This window comes from Streptomyces sp. Tu 2975, from assembly GCF_009832925.1.
GTDB lineage: Bacteria > Actinomycetota > Actinomycetes > Streptomycetales > Streptomycetaceae > Streptomyces.
Genome location: NZ_CP047140.1, coordinates 4,225,475 through 4,238,253, shown reverse-complemented (window position 1 = coordinate 4,238,253; position 12,779 = coordinate 4,225,475). Strand labels below are relative to the sequence as shown.

The following is a 12,779-nucleotide window of genomic DNA, read 5'->3' as shown; positions in this document are numbered from 1 at the left end:
CCCCTACCCTCGCGAGTCGCCGGCGAAGGCGTTCCGGCGCGACCGCTCGAAGGCGGCTTCCCGAGTGCCGGCACAGGCACCCGCCCCTACGAGTATCCGGGCCGTACGAAGAAACAGGGCCCGTACGCCACCGAAGTGCCGTACGGGCCCTGCTCAGTCGGTCCTCACATGAGGTCAGCCGTTGCGCTTCCAGCGCGGCTTGTCGTCACGGCGGCCGCCGCCGAAGGAGCCGGAGCTCGAGCCGGCGCCACCGCGGTGGTCGTCACGACGGCCGTACGGGCGGTCGCCGGCACCGGGACGGAAGCCGCTCGAGGGGCGGTCGTCGCGGCGGTCACGGTTGAACGGACGGTCGCTGCCACGGTGACCGGCCGGGCGGTCGTCACGGCGGAAGCCGCCACGGTCGCCACCGCGGTCGTCACGACGGAAGCCACCACGGTCACCGTCACGGCGCTCGAAGGTACGGCCACCACGGTCGTCCTCGCGGCGGAAGCCGCCACGGTCGCCACCGCGGTCGCCGCCACGGTCGTCACGGCGCTCGAAGGAACGGCCACCACGGTCGTCACGGCGGTCGTCGCGACGGAACCCGCCACGCTCGCCACCACGGTCGTCACGACGGAAGCCACCACGGTCGCCACCACGGTCGTCACGGCGCTCGAAGGAACGGCCACCACGGTCGTCACGGCGGTCGTCGCGACGGAACCCGCCACGCTCGCCACCACGGTCGTCACGACGGAAGCCGCCACGGTCGCCACCGCGGTCGTCACGGCGGAAGTTGCCACGCTCGTCACGACGGTCGGACGAGGGACGCTCGTCACGGGAGTCGCGCACCGGCTCGGCCTGCTCCGGCACCGCGGCGATCTCGGCCACGGCGGCCTCGGTCACCTCGGCGACGGCCGCCTCCGGGTCCTCACCGCGCTCACGGGCGGCGCGGGCGACCAGACGGTCGGCCTCCTCGCGCAGCTCGGTCGCACGGCGCTGGACGCGCTCGAGCTGGCGGGTCAGTTCGACGACCTCGCGCTCGGCCTGCTTGGCAGCGTTGTTCGCGGAGTCGGCCTGGACCTCGGTCAGCGAACGGGCGCCGGTGATCTCGGCGACCTCCGGGTCGAACGCGCCCGCTCCACCGACGATGTGGCGCGAGGCGTCGACGCCCGCGTCCTCCATCAGCCGGAAGATCTGGCGGCGCTGGTGCGGCAGCGACAGCGAGACGACGACACCGGACTTGCCGGCGCGGGCCGTACGGCCGGAGCGGTGCAGGTAGTCCTTGTGGTCACCGGCCGGGTCCACGTTCAGGACCAGGTCGATGCCGTCGACGTGGATGCCGCGGGCGGCCACGTCGGTCGCGACGAGCGCGTTGACGTAGCCCTTCTTGAAGTCCTCCAGGACGCGGGTGCGGGCACCCTGCGTCATACCGCCGTGCAGCGCGTCGGCCTTCACACCGGCCTCGCACAGCTGCTCGGCGATGCGGTCGGCGCCCAGCTGGGTGCGGACGAAGATGATCGTGCGGCCCTTGCGGGCGGCGATGGCGGCCGTGACGGGCGCCTTGTCCTTGGGCTTCACGACGAGCACGTGGTGGCTCATGGTCGTGACGTTGCCCTGGGCGCTGTCGACCTCGTGCGTGACCGGGTCGGTCAGGTAGCGCTTGACCAGCGTGGAGATCTCGTTCTCCATGGTGGCGGAGAAGAGCATGCGCTGACCGCCGCCGGGGATCTGGTCGAGCAGCTCGGTGACCTCGGGCAGGAAGCCCAGGTCGGACATCTGGTCGGCCTCGTCGAGGACGGCGACCTGGACGTTCTCCAGGGAGCAGGCACCGCGGTTGATGATGTCGCGCAGGCGGCCCGGGGTGGCGACGAGGACGTCGACACCACGCTCGAGGGCGTAGATCTGGTTGCCCATGGAGGTACCGCCGCAGACGACCTTCATCTTGAGGCCGAGCACGTCGCCGTAGGGCTGCAGGGCGTCCGCGACCTGCATCGCGAGCTCACGGGTCGGGGTGAGGATGATCGCGCGGGGCTTCTTCTTCTCGGTGTGGCCGCCGGCCAGCGTGGCCAGGGTCGGCAGACCGAAGGAGAGGGTCTTGCCGGAGCCGGTGCGGCCACGGCCGAGGATGTCCTTGCCGGCCAGGGCGTCCGGGATGGTCGCGGCCTGGATCGGGAAGGGCGTGGTCACGCCGTTCTGGGCGAGCTTGCGTACGACGCCCTCGGGGAGACCGAGGTCCGAGAACGTGGTCTGGGGCTCCTCGGGGGCCTCTGCGGCCTCCGCGACAACCGTCTCGACAATCTCGTCGTTCTCGGGCATGACGGCGTGATCAGTGCTGAAAGTGGACATGCGAAATGCGAAACCTTCCGGAGTCTCGGCACGCGCCCAAACTCCGTGAATTCGCAATTCGACCGCCTCGATGCGGTCAGCCACGGCTAGGGAGAGTACGCGCCACGCGGCGCTCTTCTGTTTCGGCGCCGGGCAATGGGATCAAACGATCTACCACCATACGCACCCTCCCCCACCGAAGGCAAACCGCGCCCGAGTGACGCCCGGCACACCCCTAGGCGGCGGACCGGCCCGCCCCGTCGCTCCGGCCCGCCCCGTCCGGGCGGGACTGCGGTGACGCCGAGGGTTCGGCGTCATCGTCGGCCGGCACCACCCGCATCGCATCCGCGTGCACCTCGGGCGCGGATGAGGCACTCGGCGGGTCCGACGGCTGCGGCGGTGACGGCGGAGGGCTCTCCACCGGCGGCTCCGGCGACTCCTCCGGCGGCATCGACGGCTGTGGCGCGGACGCGGAGGGCGCGGAGCCCCCGGGGGGCGCGGACGGCTTCGGCTCCGAGGGCGGCGGGGCGGCCTCGGAAGGCCGGGCATCCGCGGAGGCCGAACCGCTCGGGGCGGGCGAAGCGCTCTCGTCCTTCCCGTCGACGTCGCGGGAGGAGTCCCCGCCGCCTGCCTGCCGTCCATGGCCGCCCGGGAGCACATGTCCGCCGTCCGGTTCCGCCCCCGTCCCGCGCCGCTCCCCGGACGAGCTGGGCGCGGGCTTCGCCCCGCCGTCGTCGCTCACGCTCATACAGCCTGCCGAGGCCAGGACCGCCATGGAGGCGGCGATCCAGACGGCCGTACGGCCGGGGGCTGACAACTGGCGCACGGGGGCACCTCCGGGACAGGGAACGCGGTTTTCCTGACCAACTCCCTTCACCCCACGAGGGACACGCCCGGGATCCCACGACGGCGCCGGCCGGTGCGACAGGTCATGCGGTGAGAGCGCGGGCCAACTCCAGCCCCAGGAACACCGATCCGAGCCCGACCAGCATCGAGGCGGCCACGTTCGCCACGGCCAGGAACCGCCGTCCCCGCTCGGCCAGGCGAAGCGTCTCGTACGAGAACGTGGAGTACGTCGTCAACGCCCCGCACAGACCCGTGCCGAGCAGCGCGTACGCCGGCGAGGACACCGACGCCCCCGCCAGGGCACCCAGCACCAGACTTCCCGCGGCGTTCACCACGAACGTCCCCCACGGGAACACCGAGTCGTGGCGGGCCTGCACCGTACGGTCCGTCAGGTACCGCAGCGGCGCGCCGACCGCGGCGCCCACGACCACCAGCAGCCAGTTCACGGCGCCGCGGTCCGGTTCAGCGCCGCCCGTGTCGCCGAGGCCCCCATCCACACCGCGCCCATCGCCGCGGCGAGCGTGCCGCCCGCGTACGCGAACGCGATGCCGGCCTCTCCACGCTCCCACAGGCCCGAGAAGTCGAGGGCGTACGTGGAGAACGTCGTGAACCCGCCGAGCACGCCGACCCCGAGGAAGGGCCGCACCAGCGCGGGCGCCGTTCGGCCTCCCTCGCCGACGAGCACCATGAGCACACCGATCAGGGCGCAGCCGGTCACGTTGACCCAGAAGACCGCCCACGGGAACGTGCCCTCGTGCGCCGGCCACAGCAGGGTCGCGCCGTGGCGCGCGCAGGCGCCGACCGCACCGCCCGCCGAAATCGCGGCGAGCACCGGCCACTTGTGCCAGCCGGCCGTCTCGGCCCGCTGGGCGGGGACGTGGAGGTCGACGTCCGGGTCGATGGCCTCCGCGTCGCCGGTGGCGTCGGCGCCCGAGGTCACCCGTACCCCAGCTCGTGCAGCCGCTCGTCGTCGATCCCGAAGTGGTGCGCGATCTCGTGCACCACGGTGATCTCCGTCTCCGCGACGACGTCCTCGCGGGACTCGCACATCCGCAGCGTCGGCCCTCGGTAGATGGTGATGCGGTCGGGCAGCACGCCCGCGTACCACTCCCCGCGATCGGTCAGCGGAGTCCCCTCGTAGAGGCCGAGCAGGTCGGGGTCGTCCGAGGCGGGCTCGTCCTCCACGAACACGGCGACGTTGTCCATCAGTCGCGTCAGTTCGGGCGGGATCCTGTCCAGGGCCTCGGAGACCAGTTCCTCGAACTCCTCGCGCGTCATCTCCAGCACCCGGCCATTGTCACGTACGCCGTGCGGGTGGTCGCCCCGGCATGGCCGCCCGCCGGTGTGGGCATACGGGACCAATGGCCCGCCAAGCCCAGGAACCGCACCGCTCGCCCACGTCGTCCCCGCCGATCCCCGCCGCACTGAGCCGACTCCTCCACCGCCTGCGCAAACGCGATGCGCCCACCGGACGGGCCTCCTTCCCCCCGCTCGCCCCGGCCCCGCGGCCGTGGGTGAGGGCGCTGGGACTGACCGCCGTCGTCCTGGTCGGCGCCTGGCTGGGGCTGCTGATCGTCGGGAACGTCCGTACGCCGGTCGGCCCCATGGACACGACGATGACGCTGCGGCCGTCCCTGAACGGCGGAACGAAGATCAATGTTTCTCCGCTGGGCGCGCTGGAGCTCGACTCGCACACCGCACCGGTGCGTCTCGACGTCGACGTGGACCGCCTGGACCCGGTCCGCTCCCAGGCCCTGGTGGAACGTCCGGAACTGATCTCCGGCCTCCAGGACGAGATCACCCACGACGTGCAGGACGGCACCGCGGAGCTGGCCTTCCGGTCCTGCGTCGCCGTCGTCTCCGGAGCCACTGCGCTCGGCCTCGCCGTCTACCGCCGCCCCCGCCGGGCACTGGCGGCGGGCGGCCTGGCCCTGGCCCTGCTGGCGGCGTCCGGCGTCAGCGCGTACGCCACCTGGAACCCGAAGTCCGTTCTTGAGCCCAAGTTCTCCGGTCTGCTGACGTCCGCGCCGTCCGTCGTCGGCAACGCCCGCTCGATCGTCACCGAGTTCGGCATCTACCAGGAGGAGTTGGCCAGGCTCGTCACCAACGTCACCAAGTTGTACGAGGCGACCTCCACGCTCCCCGCCTACCAGCCCGACCCGGGCACGATGCGGGTGCTGCACGTCTCCGACATCCACCTCAACCCGGCGGCCTGGCACATCATCGCGTCGCTCGTCGAGCAGTACGACATCGACGTGATCATCGACTCCGGCGACACGATGGATCACGGCTCCGCCGCCGAGAACGGCTTCCTGGACCCGATCTCCGACCTGGGCGCACCGTACGTCTGGGTGCGCGGCAACCACGACTCGCGCATCACCCAGGAGTACCTCTCCCGCCTCAAGAACGTGCACGTGCTCGACGACGGCAGGGCCGTGACCGTGGCCGGGCTGCGTATCGCCGGCAGCGGCGACCCGCAGTTCACCCCCGACCGGTCGGTGGTCGCGCAGGGCGACCCCGCCGAGCGGATGACAGGCATCCGCCTGGCCTCCGCCCTGCGCGACCAGGAGGCCGCGGGCACGCCCGTCGACATCGCCGTCGCCCACAACCCGGTCGCCGCCCGCGAGACCGACGGCACGGTTCCGCTCGTCCTGGCCGGCCACATCCACAAGCGCCGGACGGAGCTCCTCGAGCACGGCACACGGCTGAAGATCGAAGGCTCCACGGGCGGCGGCGGCCTGCGAGCGGTCCAGAACGTGAAGCCGGAGAAGGTACGCGCCTCCGTCCTCTATCTGGACCGGACGACCCGCCGGATGCAGGCGTGGGACGAGATCACCCTGGGCGGTCTCGGACTGACGACGGCCGAGGTCAGCCGCCACCTCGCCGAGGACCCGACGGCGGAGCCCTCACCGTCGGGATCGCCGTCCGAAGCCCCCTCCGGCACACCGTCCCCCGGCACGCCGAGCCCCACGCCGTAAACCGTTTTGGCGATAGCTCCCCGCATCCCATATGCTTCTCACGTCCCCGACGCGCTGCGAAGCGCCCAGGCGGGCCCTTAGCCCTCATCGTCTAGTGGCCCAGGACGCCGCCCTTTCAAGGCGGTAGCACGGGTTCGAATCCCGTTGGGGGCACGCTTTACCGTGTGCGAGACTTGGTCTCGCACATAGCTTGGTCCTGTGGAGCAGTTTGGAGTGCTCGCCACCCTGTCAAGGTGGAGGCCGCGGGTTCAAATCCCGTCAGGACCGCTGAAGCTCGAAAGAGCTTCGTGGCTGGGTAGCTCAGTTGGTACGAGCGATCGCCTGAAAAGCGATAGGTCGCCGGTTCGACCCCGGCCCCAGCCACAATCCGACGGCCCCGGCTCTTCGAGCCGGGGCCGTCGTCGTGCTCAAGGAAAGTCAGGGGCGTCCACGGAATGTCCCGGGACATCGTCCGCGCCGCAAGGGCCCGCCCCGGCCGGGCGGGCCCCGCACATCAGGCGCGCTCGCGGTCGCCGCGGCCGGCCCGGAGGCGGACGGCGACGATCACGGCGGTAGCCGTCACCACCAGGACCAGCAGCGCCCAGTCGGGGATCGCGCCGCCGAGGCCCGACGCCCACTCCTCGACCGCGAACGAGTCGTCGACCGAGAGCAGTCCCGGCAGGGCCGTGGTGCCGTCGAAGGCCAGGAACAGCGTGCCGAGCACGACGAAGAACAGCCCTGAGAGCAGCGACGTCGTGTGCAGCTCGAATCGACCCGCCCGAAGCGTCCGGCCGCGCAGCCACCGGCGGCGGCCCAGGTCGAACCGTTCCCACAGCAGCGCCAGGACGAAGAGCGGGACCGCCATGCCGAGGGCGTAGACCGCGAGGAGCAGACCGCCGTACACCGGGCTGCCGCTGACCGCCGCCACCGTCAGCACGCTGCCCAGGATCGGACCCGCGCAGAACCCGGCCAGGCCGTAGACGAGGCCGAGCGCGTACACGGACACCGCTGTCGTCGGGCGGATACGGCCGGACACCGAAGCGATACGGCGAGAGGCGAAACCCATGCCGAGGATCTGTGCGACGCCGAGCGCGACGATCAGCCATCCGCCGACCAGGACGAGCAGGTCACGGTGGCCGTAGAACAACCGGCCCGCGTACGACCCCGCCGCGCCCAGCGGGACGAGGGTGGTGGCCAGGCCCGCGTAGAAGATTCCCGTGCGGGCCAGCAGCCGGCCGGCCGAGTCGACCGAGTAGGCGAAGAATGCGGGGAGCAGCAGGGCGCTGCAAGGGCTGACCAGCGCCAGCAGACCGCCGAGGAAGGCGGCCAGATAGCCGATGTCGCTCACCTGCCGTTCCTGCCCGCGGCCTGCTTCGCCGCCTCGATGGCCTCGGTGAACGTCGCCATCGGCTGGGCCCCCGCGACGGGCCGCCCGTTGATCAGGAAGGACGGGGTGGACGTCGCACCCAGCCCGTACGCCTCCTCCTGGTCCTTCTTCACGGCCTGCCGCGCCGCATCACTGTCGAGGTCCCGTGCGAAGCGCCCGAGATCGGCCACCCCCGCCTCACGCGCCAGCGCGTCGAGCCGGTCCTTGCCGAAGCCCTTCTCCTTGGCCCCATCCGCGTATGCAGCCGCGTGGAACTCCCAGAAACGGCCCTGCCGGCCCGCCGCCCAGGCGGCGCGTGCCGCGGCCTCCGACTCCTCGCCGAAGATCGGGAAGTTGCGCCACTCGATGCGCAGGGTCCCGTCCTCGACGTACTTCTCGACGAGCTCCGGCTCGGTGTCGCGGGCGAACTTTCCGCAGTAGCCGCACTGGAAGTCCGCGTACTCGACCATGACGACGGGCGCGTCGGCGCGGCCCGTCGCCAGCGGATCGGCGGCCTCGCGGCGGGCGAGCTTCTCGAGCTCCGGATAGGCGCCGTCCCGCGGGTCGGCGGAGACGTCGGCCACGGCGGAGGAACCGCCGGCGGACGCGTCCGGCTTGGTGGCGGTGTACGACGCGAAGCCGAGCAGCAGCGCGGCGACGAGGACACCCGCGCCGATGGCGAGGGGCTTACGGGAAGGGGAAGACGACATGGTGGTGCTCCTGGGCGAAGGTCCGGCGACTGGCGGTGGAGAGGGCTGCCGGGCCTAGACGCGCAGGACGGAGAGGGTGACCGGGGTGGGCGGCGCCGCCGGCGGCGGCGCGGGCAGCGACGACTCGTCGAGGAAGGCCCGGTCGGGCAGCAGGGCCCCGGGGCCGGCGGGACCGCCGGCCTGGTGCAGCGCGGGCAGCAGTTCGTACGGGGAGCTGCCGCGCGGGGGCGTCCCGGGGTGGGCGTCCCTGTCGTTGTCGTCGGCGCCCTGCCCGCAGCCCGGGGGCTGCGCGGGAGCTGCCACCGGCCCGGCCGTCGACGCGGGCGTGGCGTCCGGTCCCGCGACGAGGACCGGTGCGGGGTCCGCGGCCGCGGCCGCCGTGCCCATGCACCCGAGCAGCGCTCCCAGCAGACCGAGCAGCAGGCTCGCGGACACCACGAGGCGGTGCCGGCGGTCGCGGCCGATCAGCATGGACGCGCTGTCCCTTCGAGTAGGGCGGGGGGCGGATTCGCTCCATACTGCACCAGGCTGCGCGTGAAATGAGTTCGCCAGTGGTTTCCCGGGGGTGCGATCCTGGAGGTCGTATGTCTACTTCCCTCGCCGACCTTCAGACCCTGCTGGCCGGGGCGTCGCTGCGCGACGCCCACCGGCTCGGCCGCCGTCTCGAAGGCGCCCGCCGCATCCGTAAGCCCGAGGCTCGGCAGGCCGTGCTGGACGAGATCGCCGCGGAGGCGGAGAAGTCCGCGGCCCGCACCGCCCTCCGGGCCGGCCGTGTGCCCGCGGTCTCGTACCCGGAGCAGCTTCCGGTCAGTCAGAAGAAGGACGTGATCCTGGAGGCGATACGGGACCACCAGGTCGTGATCGTCGCGGGTGAGACCGGCTCGGGCAAGACGACCCAGATCCCGAAGATCTGTCTCGAACTGGGCCGTGGCGTGCGCGGCATGATCGGCCACACGCAGCCCCGCCGTATCGCCGCCCGCACCGTCGCGGAGCGGGTCGCGGACGAACTGGACACCCCGCTCGGCGAGGCCGTCGGCTGGAAGGTCCGCTTCACCGACCAGGTGAACCAGGACGCCACCTTCGTGAAGCTCATGACGGACGGCATCCTGCTCGCCGAGATCCAGACCGACCGCGAGCTGCGCGCCTACGACACGATCATCATCGACGAGGCCCACGAGCGGTCGCTCAACATCGACTTCCTGCTCGGCTACCTGGCGCAGCTGCTGCCGAGGCGTCCCGATCTCAAGGTCGTGATCACGTCCGCGACGATCGACCCCGAGCGCTTCTCCCGGCACTTCGGTGACGCCCCGATCGTCGAGGTCAGCGGGCGTACATATCCCGTCGAGGTCCGTTACCGCCCGCTGCTCGAAGAGGACGGCGAGGAGAGCGACCGCGACCAGATCACCGCGATCACGGACGCGGTGGAGGAGCTGATGGGCGAGGGGAAGGGCGACATCCTCGTCTTCCTCTCCGGCGAGCGCGAGATCCGTGACACGGCGGAGGCGCTCAACAAGAAGCAGTACCGCTTCACCGAGGTGCTCCCTCTCTACGCGCGGCTCTCGCACGCGGAGCAGCACCGGGTCTTCCAGCAGCACACCGGCCGCCGGATCGTCCTGGCCACCAACGTCGCGGAGACGTCGCTGACCGTCCCCGGCATCAAGTACGTGATCGATCCGGGGACCGCGCGTATCTCCCGCTACAGCCATCGCACGAAGGTGCAGCGGCTGCCCATCGAGGCGATCAGCCAGGCAAGCGCCAACCAGCGCAAGGGCCGCTGCGGCCGTACGTCGGACGGCATCTGCGTCCGGCTGTACTCGGAGGACGACTTCAACGCCCGGCCCGAGTTCACCGACGCGGAGATCCTCCGTACGAACCTGGCGTCGGTGATCCTCCAGATGACGGCGGCCGGACTCGGCGACATCGAGAAGTTCCCGTTCATCGACCCGCCGGACCACCGCAACATCCGCGACGGTGTGCAGCTCCTCCAGGAACTGGGCGCGTTCGACCCGGCGCAGAAGGATCCCCGCAAGAAGCTGACGGAGATGGGCCGCAAGCTCTCCCAGCTGCCGGTCGACCCCCGGCTCGCCCGCATGGTCGTCGAGGCCGACAAGAACGGCTGTGTGCGCGAGGTGATGGTGATCGCGGCCGCCCTGTCGATCCAGGACCCGCGCGAGCGTCCGGCGGAGAAGCAGACGCAGGCCGACCAGCTGCACGCCCGCTTCAAGGACGAGACGAGCGACTTCCTCGCCTTCCTCAACCTGTGGCGCCATGTCCGCGAGCAGCAGAAGGAGCGCGGCTCCTCCAGCTTCCGCCGGATGTGCAAGCAGGAGTATCTGAACTTCCTGCGCATTCGGGAGTGGCAGGACATCTACTCCCAGCTGCGCACGGTCGCCAAGCAGATGGGCATCCATCTCAATGACGACGACGCGCCCGAGCAGTCCGTCCACGTCTCGCTGCTCGCGGGTCTGCTGTCGCACGTCGGCATGAAGGACGTGAAGGAGACCGGGGGCGAGAGCGGAAGGAGTACAGGGAAGAACGAGTACCTGGGCGCCCGCGGCGCCAAGTTCGCCGTCTTCCCCGGCTCGGCCCTCTTCAAGAAGCCGCCGCGGTTCGTGATGTCCGCCGAGCTGGTGGAGACGTCCCGCCTGTGGGCGCGGGTCAACGCGAGGATCGAGCCGGAGTGGATCGAACCGCTCGCACAGCATTTGCTGAAGCGTACGTACAGCGAACCGCACTGGGAGAAGGACGCGGCCGCGGTGATGGCGTACGAGAAGGTGACGCTCTACGGCGTGCCGATCGTCGCCCAGCGGAAGGTGAACTACGGGCGGATCGACCCGGAGGTCTCGCGTGACCTCTTCATCCGCAACGCGCTGGTCGAGGGCGACTGGCGCACGCACCACAAGTTCTTCGCGGACAACCGCAGACTGCTGACCGAGGTCGAGGAGCTGGAGCACCGCGCCCGCCGCCGCGACATCCTGGTGGACGACGAGACCCTCTTCGACTTCTACGACCAGCGGGTGCCCGAACACGTGGTGTCCGGCGCGCACTTCGACTCCTGGTGGAAGCAAAAGCGCCGCGAGCAGCCCGACCTGCTCGACTTCGAGCGCGAGATGCTCATCAACGAGAAGGCGGGTGCGGTCACCAAGGACGACTACCCGGACTCGTGGCGGCAGGGCCGGCTGAAGTTCCGGGTGACGTACCAGTTCGAACCGGGCGCGGATGCGGACGGTGTCACTGTGCACATCCCGCTGCAGGTGCTGAACCAGGTGACCGACGAGGGCTTCGACTGGCAGATCCCGGGCCTGCGGGAGGACGTGGTCACCGAGCTGATCCGTTCGCTGCCGAAACCGGTCCGCCGCCACTACGTACCCGCGCCGAACTACGCGAAGGCGTTCCTGGCCAGGGCCGTACCGCTCCAGGAGCCGCTGCCGGTCACGCTCGCGCGGGAGCTGCAGCGGATGGTCGGCGTGCCCGTCACGGCGGACGACTTCGATCTCTCCCGTGTGCCCGACCACTTGAAGATCACGTTCCGGATCGTCGACGAGCGCCGCAAGAAGCTCGCGGAGGACAAGGATCTGGAGGCGCTTCGGCTCCAGCTGAAGCCGAAGGCCCGCCAGGCACTCTCCAAGGCCGCCGCCTCCTCCAGCCCCTCCGGCGAGTCCCTGGAGCGCACCGGACTCACGGACTGGACGATCGGCACGCTCTCGAAGGTCTTCGAGACGCGGCGCGCGGGTCAGCCGGTCAAGGCGTTCCCCGCCCTGGTCGACGAGGGCGGCTCCGTCTCCGTACGGCTCTTCGACACCGAGGCGGAGCAGGCGCAGGCGATGTGGCGCGGAACCCGCCGTCTGATCATGCTCAACATCCCTGTGAATCCCGCCAAGTTCGCCTCCGACAAGCTGACGAACCAGCAGAAGCTGGCGCTCTCCCGCAATCCGCACGGCTCGGTCCAGGCGCTCTTCGAGGACTGCGCCCTGGCCGCGGCCGACCGTCTGATCGCGGAGCACGGCGGACCGGCGTGGGACGAGGAATCGTTCCGGAAGCTGTTCGACAAGGTGCGGGCCGACCTCGTCGACCTGACCGTCCGCACGATCGACCAGGTGCAGCAGATCCTCGCGGCCTGGCAGGCCTGTGAGCGCCGTCTGAAGGCCACGAACAGCCTGGTGCTCCTCAACAACGTCCAGGACGTCCGTGAGCAGCTGGCGGCCCTCGTACCGGCCGGCTTCGTGACCCGCACGGGGTTGCGCAGGCTGCCCGACCTGATGCGCTATCTGGTGGCCGTGGACCGCCGCCTCCAGCAGATGCCCACGGCCGTCCAGCGCGACACCACGCGCATGGAGAAGGTCCACGAGATGCAGGACGAGTACGCCTGGCTGCTCGAGCAGCTGCCGCAAGGCCGGCCGGTGCCGCAGGAGGTCCTGGACATCCGCTGGATGATCGAGGAGCTGCGGGTGAGCTACTTCGCGCACGCGCTGGGCACGGCGTACCCGGTGTCCGACAAGCGGATCGTTAAGGCCATCGACGCGGCCGCGCCGTGACAGGCCGGTCGCCTGGAGTGAGTTCGACCTGATGGTCGCACCTGCTGTACAGTCTCTCTCG

10 protein-coding genes and 3 tRNA genes are annotated in these 12,779 nt (G+C 70.9%); 5 read left to right on the top strand and 8 right to left on the bottom strand.

The features are described from left to right. Positions 1-174 precede the first annotated feature (174 nt). The 5 genes from GLX30_RS18740 to GLX30_RS18720 form a co-directional block, all read right to left on the bottom strand. Entirely contained in the window at positions 175-2,325 is a 2,151-nt protein-coding gene (locus tag GLX30_RS18740; protein WP_159690197.1) for a DEAD/DEAH box helicase, read from the bottom strand. A gap of 214 nt (positions 2,326-2,539) precedes the next feature. Continuing rightward, complete coding sequence (locus tag GLX30_RS18735) at positions 2,540-3,130, bottom strand: hypothetical protein (RefSeq protein WP_244258209.1); 591 nt, start codon at positions 3,128-3,130, stop codon at positions 2,540-2,542. Between the two features lie 103 nt (positions 3,131-3,233). Then, positions 3,234-3,596, bottom strand: coding sequence for a fluoride efflux transporter CrcB (gene crcB / locus GLX30_RS18730; RefSeq protein ID WP_159690194.1), 363 nt, complete (start codon positions 3,594-3,596; stop codon positions 3,234-3,236). Beyond that, positions 3,593-4,090: a CrcB family protein gene (locus GLX30_RS18725; protein ID WP_159690192.1), complete on the bottom strand. Its 498-nt coding sequence runs from the start codon at positions 4,088-4,090 to the stop codon at positions 3,593-3,595. The genes crcB and GLX30_RS18725 overlap by 4 nt, the downstream gene beginning before the upstream one ends. After that, complete coding sequence (locus GLX30_RS18720; protein WP_037774286.1) at positions 4,087-4,437, bottom strand: metallopeptidase family protein; 351 nt, start codon at positions 4,435-4,437, stop codon at positions 4,087-4,089. The genes GLX30_RS18725 and GLX30_RS18720 overlap by 4 nt, the downstream gene beginning before the upstream one ends. A 74-nt stretch (positions 4,438-4,511) precedes the next feature. Between GLX30_RS18720 and GLX30_RS18715 the strand changes: the two genes are divergently transcribed. The 4 genes from GLX30_RS18715 to GLX30_RS18700 all read left to right on the top strand — a co-directional run bounded on the left by GLX30_RS18715 (position 4,512) and on the right by GLX30_RS18700 (position 6,491). After that, entirely contained in the window at positions 4,512-6,128 is a 1,617-nt protein-coding gene (locus tag GLX30_RS18715; RefSeq protein ID WP_159690189.1) for a metallophosphoesterase, read from the top strand. Positions 6,129-6,208: 80 nt separating this feature from the next. Beyond that, positions 6,209-6,281: transfer RNA gene (locus GLX30_RS18710), tRNA-Glu, on the top strand. 39 nt (positions 6,282-6,320) lie between these two features. Further along, positions 6,321-6,395 (top strand) — tRNA-Asp (locus tag GLX30_RS18705). A 22-nt stretch (positions 6,396-6,417) separates the two neighbouring features. Next, positions 6,418-6,491: transfer RNA gene (locus tag GLX30_RS18700), tRNA-Phe, on the top strand. A 130-nt stretch (positions 6,492-6,621) separates the two neighbouring features. Here GLX30_RS18700 and GLX30_RS18695 read toward each other — a convergent pair. The 3 genes from GLX30_RS18695 to GLX30_RS18685 are packed head-to-tail and all read right to left on the bottom strand — an operon-like array spanning position 6,622 to position 8,654. Further along, the gene (locus GLX30_RS18695; RefSeq protein ID WP_159690187.1) at positions 6,622-7,455 is read right to left on the bottom strand and encodes a cytochrome c biogenesis CcdA family protein; all 834 of its coding nucleotides are present in this window, start codon (positions 7,453-7,455) and stop codon (positions 6,622-6,624) included. Further along, positions 7,452-8,183: a DsbA family protein gene (locus GLX30_RS18690; protein WP_159690184.1), complete on the bottom strand. Its 732-nt coding sequence runs from the start codon at positions 8,181-8,183 to the stop codon at positions 7,452-7,454. The genes GLX30_RS18695 and GLX30_RS18690 overlap by 4 nt, the downstream gene beginning before the upstream one ends. 54 nt (positions 8,184-8,237) lie before the next feature. Further along, on the bottom strand, positions 8,238-8,654 hold the full coding sequence (locus GLX30_RS18685; protein ID WP_159690182.1) for a hypothetical protein: 417 nt from the start codon (positions 8,652-8,654) through the stop codon (positions 8,238-8,240). 113 nt (positions 8,655-8,767) lie between these two features. Between GLX30_RS18685 and hrpA the strand changes: the two genes are divergently transcribed. Further along, complete coding sequence (gene hrpA / locus GLX30_RS18680) at positions 8,768-12,718, top strand: ATP-dependent RNA helicase HrpA (protein ID WP_159690179.1); 3,951 nt, start codon at positions 8,768-8,770, stop codon at positions 12,716-12,718. Positions 12,719-12,779 lie beyond the last annotated feature (61 nt).

Bases quoted from the DNA above. Each gene is read 5' to 3' on its own strand.
- GLX30_RS18740 (WP_159690197.1), bottom strand. From the start codon at position 2,325: ATGTCCACTTTCAGCACTGATCACGCCGTCATGCCCGAGAACGACGAG.
- GLX30_RS18715 (WP_159690189.1), top strand. From the start codon at position 4,512: ATGGCCCGCCAAGCCCAGGAACCGCACCGCTCGCCCACGTCGTCCCCG.
- GLX30_RS18690 (WP_159690184.1), bottom strand. From the start codon at position 8,183: ATGTCGTCTTCCCCTTCCCGTAAGCCCCTCGCCATCGGCGCGGGTGTC.
- GLX30_RS18685 (WP_159690182.1), bottom strand. From the start codon at position 8,654: ATGCTGATCGGCCGCGACCGCCGGCACCGCCTCGTGGTGTCCGCGAGC.
- hrpA (WP_159690179.1), top strand. From the start codon at position 8,768: ATGTCTACTTCCCTCGCCGACCTTCAGACCCTGCTGGCCGGGGCGTCG.